This window comes from Acidimicrobiales bacterium (assembly GCA_041394265.1).
Taxonomy (GTDB): Bacteria; Actinomycetota; Acidimicrobiia; order Acidimicrobiales; family SZUA-35; genus JBBQUN01.
The window spans coordinates 489,807-505,661 of sequence record JAWKIO010000006.1 but is presented as its reverse complement, the minus strand read 5'-3'; the positions used below and the strand labels follow the sequence as shown (position 1 = coordinate 505,661).

Here is a 15,855-nt window from a genome sequence, read left to right as displayed (position 1 = left end):
TTCACATCGAGAAGGGGAGCCCCCACGTGGTTGACAGTTGGCTGGTCGAGACCGACCTGAGCGAGGAATTCGATTTCTACACCCGGGCGAATGTCGGTGAGGTGTTCCCCGATCCGGTCGCCCCGCTGTCGTTCTTCTACTTCGAGAACGAGAACGGCCTGGGCGGCTCCGAGATGGGCTTCCGCCGAGCCTACTACAAGATCGGGGTGATGACGCCCGACGAGCTGCCCGACGACGAATGCGTCTTCCTCGGCGTGGTCAACGGCTATTGCTATCTCAACGCCTCGGCGCTGCGCATGCTCGGTCACCGGGCGCCGGGGATGACCGCCTCCGACATCGACGATGCGTTCTTCGGCGATGCGCCCGGTGTCCCCGAGTTCGTGGTGAAGCCCGGCTTCGATCGCGAGGAGCTCACCGCCAAGATCGGCGAGACGTTCGGTTGGGTGCTCACCACCCCGAACCTGCCCGAGGTGCTGGCCGAGGAGCAGATCGTCAACGGCCTACGGGCCAACCGTCCCGACTTCTCGACCATGAGCAATCGCGAGCTGTTCGACTATGCGATGGACCTCGCCGACACCCACTTCGAGAACCTGTTCGCCCAGCACATCTACATCACCTTCCTCGCCTCGGTGCCGATCGGCATCATCACCGCCGTCTGCGCCGCCGTCGGTCGCCCCGAGGACACGCTCCGGCTCATCGCCGGTGTCGGCGACGTCGAGTCGGCCGCTCCCTCCATGGCGATGCGGAACCTGGGTCGTACCGCTGCCGCGTCACCCACGCTGTCGGCGATGTTCGACCAGGGCGTGACCGGGTTGCACGCACGGCTGCAGGCTGCGGCCGGCGATCCGGATGTCGACAACTTCCTGTCGGAGTTCGGCGACTTCAGCTTCGCCTACGGCTGCCGTGGCCCGAACGAGTGGGAGACCCGTTCCCCCACGTGGGAGACCGACCCCGACCTCGCCCTCGCGGCCATCGACCGCATGCGGCTCTCGCCGGAATCGGCCTCACCCCAAGGGCACAACAGCGAGCTGGCGGCCGACCGCGAACGGCTCAGTGCCGAGATCGCGGCCATGGTCGAGGGCGATCCCGAGACCCACGGCCAGTTCATGGCAGCCCTCAGCTCGGCCAAGGTGTTCATGCCCGGCCGGGAGCGCACCAAGACCAACTGCATCAAGCTCGTCCACGAGTTGCGGATGGCACTGGTCGAGATCGGCCGCCGTGCCGTCGAGGCCGGCCACTTCCCGAAGGTCAACTCCTACGGCCTCCTCACCCGGCCCGAGCTCGACCAGTTCATCGACAGCCCCGAAGGCTGGCTCGACACCCTCAACGAGCGCGACGCACTCCTTCAAGAGGTGTCCGGACTCCAGGAGCCGTTCCTCTTCGTCGGCCGGCCCGGTCCGATGAGCGAGTACCCCCGACGGAGTGATGTGGTCTACGACCTCACCACCGCCGGCGAGGTGGTCCAGGGCATGCCCGGCTGCCCCGGCAAGTCGCGGGGCATCGCTCGGGTGGTCACCAACTCCCACGATCCTTCGGCGCTCGCCCCCGGCGACATCCTGGTGGCACCGCTCACCGATCCGTCGTGGACCCCGCTGTTCGTTCCGGCCGCCGGCGTGGTCGTCGACGTCGGCGCCGCGCTGTCGCACGCCATCATCGTGAGCCGTGAGCTGGGCATCCCGTGCGTGGTGTCGGCCACCGACGCCACCAAGCGCATTCCCGACGGTGCCCTCATCGAGGTCGACGGCGACTCGGGAGCGGTCACCATCATCGAGCTACCCTGATCGGCGACGTGGCCGGCGCCACGACCGTCGGCGTTCAGCGCAGGCGGTAGTGGTAGCCGGCCCGGGTGCGTCCGATCTGCTCGAAGACCCCGAGGGGGACGAAGCAGTACGCCATCTTCTGAGCGCTCGCCCGATCGAAGCCACCGCCGGCCGCAAGGTCGGCGGTGGTGAACTCCTCGGGTAGGTCGAGCGGGAGAAGCCGACGCAGGTCGTCGACGGTGTCGAACCGCTCGACGCCGACCAGCTCGGTGAGCACCTTGTCGACCGTCCGGTAGCCACCGCGACCCCGTCGAGCCCGAGGGTCGTGTCGCTGGACCCGATCGATCTTCACGAGCGCCACGTCGAGCGTGAGGTTCGGGTGATCGATGAGGGTCGGGATCGACACCAGTTCGTCGAACAGTTGATACACCGAGCCTCGTTTGGGGGAGCGGCGAGGCCGCGTGTCGGGTCGGACCAACCGGGTCTCGACGGCAACCGGATACACGAGCAGGACCCGGTGGTCGCCGAGTAGGCGGTCGAGCTTGTTGCCCATGGCCCCGAACGACCCCGTCTGGATCTCGATCAGCTGATCGCCCCGCTCGATGTCGATCACGAAGCCGCGAAGCGGGACCTCGAAACGATCGCCGGGGCGGGCGTAGTGGGTCTTGAGCGCGGCGTGGAGCGAGCCTTCGTTGAGCGTCCCGATGTGGGGGGCCGGAGCGGCGGCCGGCTCGGTCGTCGACGATGGTGCGGTGGGATCGATCACCGCATCGTAGGGTGATCGACCATGACCGACGAGGACCCGACGAGTTCACCGCTCGCCCTCCAACTCGCGCGCGTCGAGAAGTCGACACCACCCACGGTGAGCGACATCTGCGAGGCGGCGGTCCTCGCCACCGTCGAGCTGCTCGACGACGAGCGCAGTCGTCCCGGAGGCATTTGGCACGACGCCGTGGCCGCGTGGAACGGCGCTCGGATCCGCAAGATCATGCGCCGGGGGAGAGCGTCGGCGTGGGAGCGGGCTCAAGAACCCGACGGTGTCACGGTGCGGCACCGCAGCGCCGAGGTGCGTGCCTTCGTTCCCGGGCCGCTCGACCAGGCTCCCGCGGCATTGGCCAAACTCCAGATCCAGTCGACCGATCTCGACGAACCAGCCCGCCTCGACGCTCTACCTCGACCTGAGGGTGAGGTCGAGGGTTCGCCGATGCTGTGGGTGGTGCTGACCCCGGAGGTGACCATGAGCTGGGGCAAGCGGGCAGCTCAGTGCGCTCACGCCGGCCAGCTGGCGTGGCAACAGGCCGACCCTGGTCTCGTGTCTGCGTGGAACGACGCCGGTCGTCCCGTCCGAGTCATTCACGCCACCCCGGCGCTGTGGGAGGAACTGCGACCGCTCGCCGATGTCTCGATCCACGATGGAGGGTTCACCGAGATCCCGGCAGGCACCCTCACGGCGCTCGCCCTCTGGTCGACCGTTCCGGCGGGGTGAGTGGCACCCACTCGGGTGGATTCCTCAGGTCAGCGCCCGATTGGCTCTACGATCAGCGTCGTGCCGACCTACCCCACCCGCATCCTGCTCGGTCGGCTGCGGGTCGGCCAGCGGCGGCCGCTCGCCTCCGACGACGCCCCGGTGTGGAAGCGACCGTCGTCTCGCGATCCGTGGCAGCGGGTGGTGTACGGCGTCCTCGCCGTGAACCTCGTGGTGATCATCGGTTGGGTGGGGTATCGCCTCCTCGGCTTGTCGTGGCTCGATGCGATCTACCAGACCGTCATCACGATCACGACGGTCGGCTTCACCGAGCTGGGGATGACCGACACCAACATCGCCCGCTACCGAACCTTCACCATCTTCATCGCCGTGGTCGGAACGGCGAGTGTGCTCTACACCCTCGGTGTCCTGGTCGACACCCTCATCGAGGGCAGCCTCAACGACGAACTCAGGAGACGACGCATGCTCAAGTCGATCGACACGCTCGAGAACCATGTGATCATCTGCGGCTGGGGCCGGGTCGGGAACTCGGTCGCCACGTTCGTGCGCCGCTCGGGCGGCGAGGTGGTCATCATCGACCGCGAGCCGCAAGAAGACCAGGCGGACGTGGCGATCGTGATCGGCGAGGCCACCGACGACGATGTCCTGCGGGCGGCCGGCATCGGGCGGGCCAAGACCATCATCGCCGCTCTCGACCACGACGCCGACAACCTCTTCGTCTGCCTCAGCGCCCGGGCCCTCCGGTCCGACATCTTCATCGTCGCCCGGACCAACGACCAGAAGAACGAGTCGAAGATGCTGCAGGCCGGCGCCGACCGGGTGATCAACCCGCACGAGATCGGCGGATCTCGCATGGCCGCACTGGCGCTCCAGCCCCATGTGGCGGAGTTCCTCGACGAGGTGCTGCACGACGAGGGTCACGACGTGGCGGTGCACGAGGTCGTCGTCCCCGATGATTCGCCGATGCGGGGCCGGTCGTTGATGGACCTGCGGGCCGAAGACGGTCGCCGTTCGCTGATCATCGCCATCCGTCAGGGCGACGGCCGCTACCACACCAATCCGGCGCCGACGACCGAACTCCACGGTGGCGACGTGATCATCGCCCTCGGCTCGGCCGCCGAACTCGCCCGCCTCCGCGCCGTGGTCTGACCCCAAACCCCACCAAACCCCAGCAACTTTGGCGTTTTCGTACCTCTGAGCGGCATCAACTCTCCAAAGTTGCGGTGGGTTTTGGGGTTCGGGTTTGGGGTGTGGAGTGTGGGTCAGGTGCGGAAGAGGCCGAGGATGCGCCAGCCTCGGTCGGGGAAGCCGCAGGCGTCGGCGGTCTTGGCCGAGGCACGGTTGTCGGGAGCGTGCAGGTAGATCGGGATCGCCCTGTCGTCGAGCACCCGCCGGGCGGCCTGGGAGACCAGGCTGGCAGCCCAACCCTTGCCCCGGTGGCCCTCCTCGGTCACCACGGCGAGCTCGTGACCGTGCTGGTCATGCTGTTTGCGGCCCACGCCGGCCGCGACCTGGCTCGTGCCCGAGGCGAGGTCGGGGGCGTCGAAGCCGACCAGCACATCGCCATTGAACGGGCGAAGCCACGGCAGCACTCGCGGGTCGGTCGTCGGGAGCCACAGGCCGAGTCGATTCGGGTCGGGTGGAGCGGGGTTGGTCGACCAGCGGTAGATCCCACGACCGAAGCGGTGATCGATCAGGCCGAGGGCATCGCCGAGGCGAGCACCAACGGTGTCGAGATCGTCGCCCAGCGCCCGGACGGCGGCGACCCGCTCCGGCGGCACGCTCAGCACCGCACCGCTCAGGGTTTCGATGCCGACGAAGGGCCGAATCGTGCCATCCCAGCCGGGCTGCGTGCGCTTCTCGGAGCCGACGACGATCAGCTCGCCCTCACCCGGTGGACGCCACTGACCGAGCCATTCGTCGAGGTGACGAGCGAGCCGTTCGGGGAGGCTGCCGTCGTCGCCGGTCGGGATGTGGCGTCGTGCGTTCATGCAGGTGGTTCCGCTGGAGGGTCGTTGGGTCGGTCAGAACTGGCGGGTGTCGGTCGGCAAACCGAACCGCATGCGACCGAGCGGTTCGAGGAGTCGAGGCGCGATCATGCCGTGCTGAGTGGCGACATTGACGTCGCGAAACACCCGCTGGAGCGGCGAGGTCTCATACAGCGCCGACCCACCGCCTGCTCGGTAGCACAGCCCAACGGCGTGGGCGCTCCGTTCGGCCGCGTTGTTGGCTGCCAGTCGCAGCAGGCGCTTTTGTTCGCCCGACATCTCGCCCTGGTGTTCGGCGGCGTCCCAGCACTCGGCGACCACCTCGTGGATGAACGCCGAGGCCGAGCGGACCGCGGCCTCCGCCGCCGCCAGATCGGCCTGCACGGTGGCTCGTTCGGACAGCGACCGAGACGACCCCTGAGGCTTCTTGTCGCCCAATAGCACCAACTCGTCGATGGCTCGACGAGCGAGTCCGAGGGTCACACTGGCGACGCCCACCCCGAGAGCGCCGAGGAACGAGAAGCGATAGAGCGGGCTGTCGACCACAGGCTCGGGTCCGGCGGCGAACGACACCCAACGACCGGTGGGAACGAAGGCGTCGTCGACCTGGTAGTCGGTCGAGCCGGTGCCCTTGAGTCCCATCACGTGCCAGGTGTCGAGGAGTTCGACGTCGCTGCGGTCGAAGTACACGAACGGGGCGGCGGTGCCGTCGGCCAGTTTCGTCGGCGTGCCGGTGTCGTCGACGATGCGGACCCCGCCCCCGACCCAGGTGCAGTGATGCGAGCCTGAGCCCCATGCCCATTGACCGGTGACCCGGATACCGCCGTCGACGGCCACTCCGGTGCCGGCGGGCATGCCGAAGCCTCCGGTCACCGCACGAGGATCGCCGTAGATCTCCTCGGCAAAGACCGGATCGAGGAAACCGCCGTTCAGGGCGGTGGTGTTGGCGATCATGATGCACCAGCCGGTCGCACCGTCGTGGTAGCTGACGGCGTCGAGCACGTCGATCAGGTCGGCGACCGATCCCTCGACACCGCCGTAGCGGGCCGGCACCCAGAGTCGCATGACACAGGAGTCGATCAGTCCGTCGACGATGTCGGCGGGCAGTCGTCGCAACGACTCGATCTCGCCCGAACGACGACCGGCGTCGACCGCGACTGCGGTCAACGCCTGGTGATCGACGACTGCTCGGGTGTGCTGCGTGATCGACATGGTGGTCCCGATCGGTCGAACGCCCCGGGTGGTGGCGTTCCCGGCAGCGAACCTAGTCCCGACCGGCGGGCCGGGCGAGACCAGGGTCAGCCCTGTCGGATCTCGATCGACCCGAAGCGGACGTCGGCGTCGATGGAGACGGTGGGGGCACCCTCGCGTGCGCTGTAGATCCGCTGGATCTCCGAGCTTGAGCCGGAGACCTCTTCGAGCGTGATGCCGAAGCCCCCGTCGGTGGTCTTGATCGGGGCCGTCACGACGCCAAAGCGAGCGGTGGCGTCGAGATCGATCGTGACATCGTCGGGGAGGTACACCACGATCGAGCCGGCATCGAGGTCGATCGTCGTGGCGGCGTCGGAGGTGAACTCGGCATCGCGCAGGTCGATGATCAGCTCGCCGGTGCCGAGGACGTAGCTCGGCAGGAGCGACTCGCCGTCGAGCACTCGGTACTCACGAGAGCCGACACCGTCGACGGTGATGGCGACGGCGATCGGCGACACGCCAAGACCGATCAGAGCGATGATGCCGGCGAACCACAGGCCCAGCGCTCGGCCGACGAACAGGCTGACGATGATGCCGGTGACGATGATGGCGAGGGCGGTGCCGAACATCTGTGGCACGCTGATGTCGACCCCGGTGAACTGGTCGAGGGCGATCATGGCGGCCACGACGACGGCGGTGATGGCCATGGTCACCGCAGTAACCGGCGGTTTCGGCTTGGTCGCGACCGGCGGTGCGGGATCGGTGTGCACCGTGCCCCACTGCGGCGCGGGAGCCGCGGTTGCTGCGTAGGCGTGGGTGGTCGACGGCGGCAGCGGGGTGGTGGTGAGCGGTGGGATCCACGACGGGCGGCTGGCCGGTTGCGTGGGAGCGTCGGTGATCACCTGTGGCGTGGACCGCTGATCGAGCAGGTAGAAGCCGATGCCGATGAGCAGGGCCGGAGCGAGCAGGCTCCCGGCGGCTCCACCGGCACCGAAGGCCACCGAGACGGCACCCACCATGGCGAGCGTGCCGATCACGATGCCGGCGACGCTGCCGTTCAGCACGACTGGACGCGGGTCGGGGTGTCGGTCACGAGGGATGAGGGCCCAACCGGCGATGTACACGAAGATGCCGAGGCCGCCGAAGAAGCTGGCGACGACGAACGCCGCCTTGACCAGGCCGGTCTCGACGCCGAAGTAGCGAGCGATGCCGGCGGCGACGCCGGGGCCGGAACTGCCCTCGGCCCGACGAAGGCGGCGGACCGGAGGAAGCGGTGGCGGCGGATCCATCGGCGGCGGATCCATTGGGGGCGGTGTGGTTGCGGTGGGCTCGCCCGGTTCGGCTCCTGCCGACTCGCCATCGAACGGATCGCTGCCGGCGGGGTCGTTGCCGCCCGAGGTGGCATCTTCGATCGGGTCGGCATCAGCTTCGCTGTCGATGCCGATTTCGCCGGTGACGGACTCGGCCCCGGCGTCGGTCGGCTCCTCGGCGAGCGGATCATCCAGTCGGGCGGCAGCCTCGAGCAGGGCGGCACCATCGACGTCCAAGGCGCCAGTGGCCGGCGTCTCGTCGGTCGCTGCGGGCTCGGGGGCATCGCGGTGATCGAGACCGGTGCTCGACTCGGTCGAGGTCTCGTCGTTGGAGGGGGAATCGTCGTCGGGTTGGGGGGAGTGGAGGTCGGTCATGGTTCGAGTGTCGATCGGGCCGGCTCGGCCAACCATCGGTGGGCCACCCCACTCTTCCCTGAATGCGTCTCGGGTGCACTCAGGGTTTGCCCTGATTTGGATCGATCCTCGGTCGTGCGATCATGCAACGGTCATGAGAGCCGTACCCAGCGATCGCTATTGGCAGGTGCCTGCCATCGAACGCCGTGACCGTCTGGTCGGCGGGGTCTCGGCCGGCATCGCCAGCGAGCTCGGCCTCGACGTCTTCTGGGTTCGTCTCGCCTTCGTTGCGCTGTTCACCGCCGGCGGATGGGGAGCACTCCTCTACGCCGTGGTGTGGGGCTGGCTGGCGATCGACCAGTACGTCCACCAGCGTCCAGAGGTCGCTCGAATCCCGAAGGCCCGCAACGGTCGAGAGCGCCTGGTCGGTTTCGCGCTGGCCACCCTCGGTGGCTACGCCCTGTTCGAGCGGCTCTTCGGCCTGCCCAACTGGCTCGTGTGGCCGCTCGGCCTGTTGGCCCTCGGCATCATCGTGCTGTGGCAGCGACGTCGTCCGAACGCTTCGGCCAAGCCGATTGCCCGGCCGATCCAGGTCGCCCAGACCGTCGGCGGACTCGTGCTCATCGGCACCGCCGTCCTCCTCCTCGTCCGGCCGTTCTCCGACTGGGCCCAGGCGTCGGCCGGACTCGCGATCGGTGTCGGCATCGGGGGCGCGCTCCTTGCGTTGTCGGCGCCCTGGTGGTGGCGACTCCTGGCCGACCTCGACGCCGAACGTCAGGCTCGGGTCCGATCCGAGGAGCGGGCCGAGGTGGCCGCCCACATCCACGACTCGGTGTTGCAGACCCTGTCGCTGATCCAACGCCACTCCGACGACCCCCAGAAGATGGTCGGACTCGCCCGCCGCCAGGAGCGCGAGCTACGGAACTGGCTCGATCCCGATCGGGTCCATCGCGAGGGTGGAAGTGTCCGGGGTCAACTCGACGACCTGATCAGCGACCTCGAGGATCTCCACGGCATCACGATCGATGCGGTCGTGGTAGGCGATTGCCTCATCGACGCCCGGGTCGGATCGATGCTGTCGGCGGTGCGCGAGGCGGCCGTGAACAGCGCCAAGCACGCCGGCGTCGAGCGGATCGACATCTACGTCGAGGTGCAGCCCGACGCCATCGAAGCGTTCGTACGAGATGCCGGCACCGGGTTCGAGCTCAGCGCCATTCCCGATGATCGCCAGGGGGTTCGCCACTCGATCCAGCAACGCATGCAACGCATCGGTGGATCGGCGATCATCGTCACGGCGCCGGGCGAGGGGACCGAGGTCGAACTCCGCCTACCCCGTCGATCCGACACCTCGAGCGCCGGTAGCTCGGACGCCCACCCCATGAGGAGCCAGCCATGAGTTTCCAACCGACCGTCGTCCTGGTCGATGACCACGATCTGGTGCGGGCCGGCGTGCGGGCCCAGCTGGGAGACGCCGTCTACGTCGTCGGTGAGGCAGGCGATGTTGCCGAGGCGGTCGACGTGATCTGTGACCGTCCGCCCGATGTCGTGCTGCTCGACGTCCACCTCCCGTCGGGGACGGGAAGCGACGTCATCCGAGCGGTCGCCGGTCGCAACGTCGAAACGGCGTTCCTGGCGCTCTCGGTGTCCGACGCACCCGACGACGTGATCGCCGTCATCCGAGCCGGTGCTCGGGGCTATGTCACGAAGTCGATCAAGGGACCCGAGCTCATCGACGCCGTTCGCCGGGTGGCCGAGGGCGACGCCGTCTTCTCACCTCGGCTTGCCGGTTTCGTGATCGACGCCTTCTCGGCCGAGGTTCCGGAACCGGTCGACCCCGAACTCGACCGATTGTCTCCACGTGAACAAGAGGTCATGCGTCTGTTGGCCCGGGGCTATGCCTACAAAGAGATCGCCCGGCGGCTCTCCATCTCGATCAAGACGGTCGAGACCCACGCGTCGGCGGTGCTGCGGAAGCTGCAGCTGTCATCGAGGCATGAACTGACCAGCTGGGCCGCTCGGCGTCGCATGCTCTGAGCTGGGCGGAAACGCAACGGGCGGACCACGAAGTGGCAAAGGCTCGGTCAAGGATGGCGGGGCGCGTTGACGGGTGACGAACGTCTCAGCTAGGTTGATTTACCTACCACCTCGGTGGTGGCTCGGCATATGAGGGTGTGCCGGGGTCCTTGGCGGGACTCCGTTCGTTGTGAAAGGTACGCATGACCAGCACCATCACTCCACTTGCCCAGCCATCGACCTCGACGGGAGCCCAAGAGGCCGCCGCCACGCCCGTCACCGCAGGACCGGCTCGAGGCATCGCAATGGGTGCTGCCCTCAGCGCACCGATGTGGTTGGGCATCCTCTATCTGCTCCGCCAGATCGCCCAGGCCCTCTGATCAGCAAACCCTCGCCCTTCGCCCAAGGGTGAGCAGCGAGCGACAGGTGCGCGAACGCTCGGCTCCCGAGCCCACGATGAGCGAACCTTCGGCTCCCGAGCCCGGAAGTGGGCTGGTGAGCCGAGAGTTGTGCTTGGGTGAGCTCAGGAGCCGAGAGTTCAGGCTTCGTGGGGGTAGGGGAACCAGCGCAGCGATTCGAAGTCGGCGGTGGTCTGCGGCGCCGGTTGCGGAGCGCCGGGTCGGCAGCGGACCTGGTCAAGTTCGGCCTCGGCCAGCTCGGTGAAATGGGCGAGACTGCGGTCGTGCATCTGACGTCGCCGGTCGGGATACGACATCGCCCCGCTGCCGTAGTCGATCTCGCGCAAGGACATCAACGGTGATCGCTGGTCGGCGTCGCAGTGGCGCCACAGACCCGAGCCGGGTTCGAACGTGTAGCACGGCAGCAGCCCGGCCCCCTTGGTCGCCACCAGGCGGACGGCCGAGATGAGGTAGTCGAAGGTCTCGTCGTCGATGAAGTAGTTGAAGTTGACACGGACCCAGCCGGGCTTGATGCCCTCGCACCCGCTCGTGATCTCACGCTCGAAGGCATGGGACCGGTCGAGGTCGATGCCGAGCAGGCGGTGACCGTAGGGTCCGGCACACGAACAGCCACCCCGGGCCTGGATCCCGAACAGGTCATTGAGGACCGCCACCACGAAGTTGTGGTGGAGGTAGCGGTCGCCATGACGGATGACGAACGACACGATCGACAGTCGTTCAGCGTCGTGGCTGCCGAGGATCTCGATGTTCGGGGTGGCGTCCCACGCCTCAATGGCCTTGGCCACGAAGCGCTCCTCGCGTCGACGGATCTCGTCGACGCCAACCGCCGCTTTCAGCTGGAAGACGAGGCCGGCCCGGATCGACTCGACGATGGCCGGCGTGCCGCCCTCCTCACGATGGGCGATGTCGGTGAGGTAGTCGTGCTCCTCGGGATTGACGTAGGCAACCGTGCCGCCGCCGGGCACGACCGGCACCCGGTTGTCGAACAGGGATCGCTTGGCGACGAGGATGCCCGGTGTGCCGGGGCCGCCGATCAGCTTGTGGCTCGACAGGAACACGGCGTCGTAGCTGGTATCGAGGTCGGCCGGACCCATGTCGATGTCGACGTAGGGCGCGGCCGCTGCGAAGTCCCAGAAGGCGAGCGCCCCGTGCTGGTGCAGCGTGGCCGACACGGCGGCGGTGTCGGTGAGGATGCCGGTGACGTTCGATGCTGCCGAAAACGAGCCGATCTTCAGCGGTCGCTCGGCATGACGTTCGAGCTCTTGCGTGAGATGGTCGATGTCGACGTGCCCGTCGGCGGTCTCGGCGATCGTCACCACATCGGCGATCGACTCGCGCCAAGGGACCTCGTTGGAGTGGTGCTCGAACGGGCCGATGAACACGACCGGGCGCTCCTCGGGCGGAATGGTGGCCGTGACGTGCCAGCGATCCTCGAGATTCGACGGCACCCGCAGGCCGAGCACACCGATCAGCTTGTCGATCGCATAGGTGGAGCCGCTGCCGCAGAACAACACGACGTGGTCGTCGGTGGCGCCCGTACACGAGGCGATGATCGACCGGGCCTCTTCGCGATACCTCGTGGTCTGCAGTCCGGTGCCCGACGACTCGGTGTGGGTATTGGCGTAGAGCGGCAGGACCGCCGAGCGCAGGTAGTCCTCGACGAACGACAGCGAGCGACCCGAGGCGGTGTAGTCGGCGTAGACGACCGGCCGAGGGCCGAACGGTCCATCGACCACGTCGTCGGCACCGATCACCGACGAACGGATCGTCTCGATCAGCGTCTCGACCGAAGGCGTCGTCATGGAGCCACGATAGCCCCGGGCGATCGGCCGCCGAAGCGGCCATTTCGTCGCGTTGGGCATCGACGGCTAGGTTCGGCGCCGTGTTCGTTCCCCGCGTGAGCCTGCCTGAACATCTGCCCGCCCTCGACGCACGTTGGTACGTCCTCGACCAGCGGCAACAGGTGCTGGTCGTCGATGGTGCCATCCCGAGCGCCGCCGAATCGCCGACGTCGGGTGTCACCCACCTGCTCGGGCTCGACGACGGGGTGCCGATCTACGCCGTCGCCGCCGAGAAGTACCCCGAGCTGCCCGACGAGTACGCCGAGACCGCGACCTGGGTCAACCTGCGCTCGCTCTTTGGCACGGTGCCCGACGAGCAGTGGGCCATGGCCGGTCGGGCCTCCCAGGTGCTCACCTGGGAACGGGATCATCAGTACTGCGGCCGGTGCGGGACCAAGAACGAGCCGCATCCGATCGACCGGGCCAAGGAGTGTCCGTCGTGTGGGATGCAGGCGTTCCCACGACTCACCCCGGCGGTGATCATGCTGGTCGAGCGAGACGACGGCAAGGCGCTGCTGGCCTGGGGCGCCCGCTTCCCCGGGCGGTTCTTCAGCGCCCTGGCCGGCTTCGTCGAGCCGGGTGAGAGCCTCGAGGAATGCGTCGCCCGCGAGGTGCGTGAAGAGGTGGGCATCGAGGTCAGCGACATCACCTACTTCGGAAGCCAGCCCTGGCCGTTCCCGCACTCGGTCATGATCGGCTTCACGGCACGCTATGCCGGTGGCGAGATCACGATCCAGGAAGAGGAGATCGTCGAAGCCGGCTGGTACGGCCCCGATGAACTGCCGCCGGCACCCCGTGGCGGCATGTCGATCGCCGGTTGGCTGATCGACGACTGGGTCCAGCGGGTCACCGCCGCCTGAACGGCGCCTTCAGTCGTCCTTCAGCGCCACGGCGTTGGGCGTGACGTTCATCTTCGGTTCGTACTCGGCCGAGACCCGCTCGATCTGCTCGTTGCCCTGCGACGCCCGGAGCTCGGCCCGGCAGCTGGTGCACGGACCGTAGAACCGCTCGGTCACCTCGGTGTCGCACCGAGGGCAGCGGTGCACCTGGTCGGCGGGCACCTCGGCAAAGGCGATGGATCCATCGAGGGCGAAGTGGTCGTCGTTCGAGCTCACTCGGCCATCGTAGGCGAGCGAGGCTCGGCCGACGCCGACCCGAGGACTCGGACCCCGGGCGACATCTCCGATCCTCTAGGCTGGGTCGCGATGCTCCACTCCGGTCAGGTCGAGTTCGTCACGGTCGCCCCCGGGCTCGAGATTGCGCCTCGCAGTTCCTGGGCCGACGCCGAGCCGACCGGCCCGCTCGAGGCCGAGGCTCCTGGCGACGTGCGGTTCCTGCTCGTGCACCACACGGCATCGACGAACGACTACGAGCCGGCCGATGTGGTGCCGCAGTTGCGCTCGTTCTACGCCTTCCACACCGGACCCGAGAAGGGGTGGCCCGACATCGCCTACAACTTCATGGTCGACCGCTTCGGTGGGGTGTGGGAGGCCCGGGCCGGTTCGATCGATCAGCCGATCAAGGGTTCGGCGACCGGTGGCAGCCAGGGCTTCGCCTTGCTGTGCTGCCTGATCGGCAATCACGACGAGGAAGCGCCGACCTCTGCGGCCGTCGACTCGTTGAGTCGTTTGCTCGGCTGGCTCGCCGACCGCTACGGGATCGCCCTCGGCCCGGGCGAGACCGCCACCTTCGTGTCGCGAGGGTCGAATCGTTGGGACGCCGGGGTCGAGGTCACGACGTCGACCATCAGCGGTCACCGAGAGATGTCGCTGACCACGTGCCCTGGCGACCACGCGTTCGAGCTGATCGGTCGAACGATCATCCCGGCCGCAGCGACCGCGGCGGGGTCTGCCGCCCGAGCCACCAGCACCACCGAGGCGGCGACCACGACCGCTGCTCCCACCACGACGGCCGAACCAACCACGACCGCCGCTCCCACCACCACGACATCGACCACCGGACCCACGGTCGCAGCGACCGAGTCCGAGTCGGCGGCTGCCCCGATCGATACGACCGGCGGGCGCAGCCTCGGCCCGCTCGGCGCCGCCGGGGTGTTGGGGCTCGGGGCCGTCGGCGGACTGATCGCCTGGCGTCGACGAACCGGCCGCTGATCGCCACCGTGTCCTCGGTGGCCGATCGGGTCCATGGACCCTGGCCCTGGTTCTGGCCGGCTGCTGGGCTGGTTGGCTGGTGCCGCAGTTACTGCGGCCCGGCAGCGCATCGAGACATACGTCACTGCTAAGGTGCGCCGTCGACTCTCATCCCTCTCGTGAATGGAGCCTCAATGGCCTCGGTGGTGCTCAAGGACGTCAACAAGGTGTATCCGAATGGGTATCACGCGATTCATGATCTGAATTTGGAGATCGCGGACGGCGAGTTTTTGGTGTTGGTGGGTCCGTCGGGTTGTGGCAAGTCCACGGCGTTGCGGATGGTCGCCGGTCTGGAGGAGATCTCGACGGGTGAGATGTTGATCGGTGATCGGGTGGTGAACGATGTGCATCCGAAGGATCGTGACATCGCGATGGTGTTCCAGAATTACGCCCTGTATCCGCATATGACGGTGGCGGAGAACATCGGGTTCGCGCTCAAGTTGGCGAAGGTGCCGAAGGCGGAGATCGCGGAGCGGGTGGCGAAAGCAGCGGCGATTCTGGATTTGACCGAGAATTTGGAACGCAAGCCGGGGCAGTTGTCGGGTGGTCAGCGGCAGCGGGTGGCGATGGGTCGGGCGATTGTTCGCCAGCCGAAGGCGTTCTTGATGGATGAGCCGTTGTCGAACCTGGATGCGAAGTTGCGGGTGCAGATGCGGGCCGAGATCGCCGGGTTGCAGCGTGATCTTGGCGTCACCACCGTGTATGTCACTCATGATCAGGTGGAGGCGATGACGATGGGGGACCGGGTGTGTGTCCTCAAGCGCGGGTTTTTGCAGCAGGTGGACACGCCGCAGAATCTGTATGACTCGCCGGACAATGTGTTTGTTGCCGGGTTCATTGGTTCGCCGTCGATGAACATCATGGTGTCGCGCCTTGGTGGGACGGCGGATGCCCCGACGGTGTCGGTGGGGGATCAGACGTTGTCGGTGCCGGCAGACGTGGTGGCGGCTCGTCCGGGGTTGGCGGCGTTCATGGGGCAGGAGGTGGTGGTCGGGATCCGTCCGGAAGACATGGAAGATGTGTCGTTGGTGCCGGACACGCCGGAGGATCGTCGGTTGCGGTCGAAGGTGTTGTTGTTGGAGTCGTTGGGGGCGGAAGTGATCGTGCATTTCCCGTTGGGTGCGGAGCCGTTCAGCATCATGGATGCGGAGTTCGAGGGGGAGGATGCGATCGAGAAGCAGCGTGATGCGGATGGCAACGCGGTGTATTCGGGTCGGTTCTCGCCGCGGTCGATGGCTCGGATCGGTCAGGACATCGAGATCGCAGTGGACACCAGTCGGATGCATTTCTTCGACAAGGCGACCGGCCTCGCCATCCGCGACTGAGCACGCGCCGAAGAACCG

Annotated in this window: 15 protein-coding genes; 9 read left to right on the top strand and 6 right to left on the bottom strand. The window is 67.5% G+C overall.

Features of this window, described 5'->3' with window-relative positions:
• Positions 1-26: 26 nt before the first annotated feature.
• Positions 27-1,781 (top strand): PEP-utilizing enzyme, encoded by a 1,755-nt coding sequence (locus R2733_26590; protein ID MEZ5380092.1) that lies wholly within the window; start codon positions 27-29, stop codon positions 1,779-1,781.
• A gap of 34 nt (positions 1,782-1,815) precedes the next feature.
• Here the strand turns inward: R2733_26590 and R2733_26585 are convergent, their stop codons facing one another.
• Positions 1,816-2,526: a hypothetical protein gene (locus tag R2733_26585; protein ID MEZ5380091.1), complete on the bottom strand. Its 711-nt coding sequence runs from the start codon at positions 2,524-2,526 to the stop codon at positions 1,816-1,818.
• A gap of 21 nt (positions 2,527-2,547) precedes the next feature.
• Here R2733_26585 and R2733_26580 point away from each other — a divergent pair, with 21 nt between their 5' ends.
• Together R2733_26580 and R2733_26575 are read left to right on the top strand one after the other, a co-directional pair.
• Positions 2,548-3,246, top strand: a complete 699-nt coding sequence (locus R2733_26580; GenBank protein ID MEZ5380090.1) for a hypothetical protein — start codon at positions 2,548-2,550, stop codon at positions 3,244-3,246.
• Positions 3,247-3,306: 60 nt separating this feature from the next.
• Positions 3,307-4,395: a potassium channel protein gene (locus R2733_26575; protein MEZ5380089.1), complete on the top strand. Its 1,089-nt coding sequence runs from the start codon at positions 3,307-3,309 to the stop codon at positions 4,393-4,395.
• A 113-nt stretch (positions 4,396-4,508) separates the two neighbouring features.
• Here R2733_26575 and R2733_26570 read toward each other — a convergent pair whose 3' ends face one another.
• The 3 genes from R2733_26570 to R2733_26560 all read right to left on the bottom strand — a co-directional run bounded on the left by R2733_26570 (position 4,509) and on the right by R2733_26560 (position 8,110).
• A complete protein-coding gene (locus tag R2733_26570) occupies positions 4,509-5,237 on the bottom strand; it encodes a GNAT family N-acetyltransferase (GenBank protein MEZ5380088.1) in 729 nt (242 codons plus the stop codon).
• A 33-nt stretch (positions 5,238-5,270) separates the two neighbouring features.
• On the bottom strand, positions 5,271-6,446 hold the full coding sequence (locus R2733_26565) for an acyl-CoA dehydrogenase family protein (GenBank protein MEZ5380087.1): 1,176 nt from the start codon (positions 6,444-6,446) through the stop codon (positions 5,271-5,273).
• Between the two features lie 86 nt (positions 6,447-6,532).
• A complete protein-coding gene (locus tag R2733_26560; protein ID MEZ5380086.1) occupies positions 6,533-8,110 on the bottom strand; it encodes a PspC domain-containing protein in 1,578 nt (525 codons plus the stop codon).
• Between the two features lie 133 nt (positions 8,111-8,243).
• Here R2733_26560 and R2733_26555 point away from each other — a divergent pair, with 133 nt between their 5' ends.
• The 3 genes from R2733_26555 to R2733_26545 all read left to right on the top strand — a co-directional run bounded on the left by R2733_26555 (position 8,244) and on the right by R2733_26545 (position 10,482).
• Positions 8,244-9,485 carry a PspC domain-containing protein gene (locus R2733_26555; protein MEZ5380085.1) on the top strand — a complete coding sequence of 414 codons (1,242 nt, stop codon included), beginning with the start codon at positions 8,244-8,246 and terminating at the stop codon, positions 9,483-9,485.
• Complete coding sequence (locus tag R2733_26550; GenBank protein ID MEZ5380084.1) at positions 9,482-10,123, top strand: response regulator transcription factor; 642 nt, start codon at positions 9,482-9,484, stop codon at positions 10,121-10,123. Before R2733_26555 ends, R2733_26550 begins: the two co-directional genes overlap by 4 nt.
• Before the next feature lie 182 nt (positions 10,124-10,305).
• On the top strand, positions 10,306-10,482 hold the full coding sequence (locus R2733_26545; protein MEZ5380083.1) for a hypothetical protein: 177 nt from the start codon (positions 10,306-10,308) through the stop codon (positions 10,480-10,482).
• Between the two features lie 158 nt (positions 10,483-10,640).
• Here R2733_26545 and R2733_26540 read toward each other — a convergent pair whose 3' ends face one another.
• Complete coding sequence (locus R2733_26540) at positions 10,641-12,323, bottom strand: aminotransferase class V-fold PLP-dependent enzyme (protein MEZ5380082.1); 1,683 nt, start codon at positions 12,321-12,323, stop codon at positions 10,641-10,643.
• Between the two features lie 80 nt (positions 12,324-12,403).
• Between R2733_26540 and nudC the strand changes: the two genes are divergently transcribed.
• A complete protein-coding gene (nudC, locus tag R2733_26535) occupies positions 12,404-13,222 on the top strand; it encodes an NAD(+) diphosphatase (protein MEZ5380081.1) in 819 nt (272 codons plus the stop codon).
• A gap of 9 nt (positions 13,223-13,231) precedes the next feature.
• Here the strand turns inward: nudC and R2733_26530 are convergent, their stop codons facing one another.
• Entirely contained in the window at positions 13,232-13,477 is a 246-nt protein-coding gene (locus R2733_26530) for a hypothetical protein (protein MEZ5380080.1), read from the bottom strand.
• Positions 13,478-13,567: 90 nt separating this feature from the next.
• Between R2733_26530 and R2733_26525 the strand changes: the two genes are divergently transcribed.
• Positions 13,568-14,473 carry an N-acetylmuramoyl-L-alanine amidase gene (locus R2733_26525; protein MEZ5380079.1) on the top strand — a complete coding sequence of 302 codons (906 nt, stop codon included), beginning with the start codon at positions 13,568-13,570 and terminating at the stop codon, positions 14,471-14,473.
• Positions 14,474-14,646: 173 nt separating this feature from the next.
• Complete coding sequence (ugpC, locus tag R2733_26520) at positions 14,647-15,837, top strand: sn-glycerol-3-phosphate ABC transporter ATP-binding protein UgpC (GenBank protein MEZ5380078.1); 1,191 nt, start codon at positions 14,647-14,649, stop codon at positions 15,835-15,837.
• The last annotated feature ends 18 nt before the right edge of the window (positions 15,838-15,855 follow it).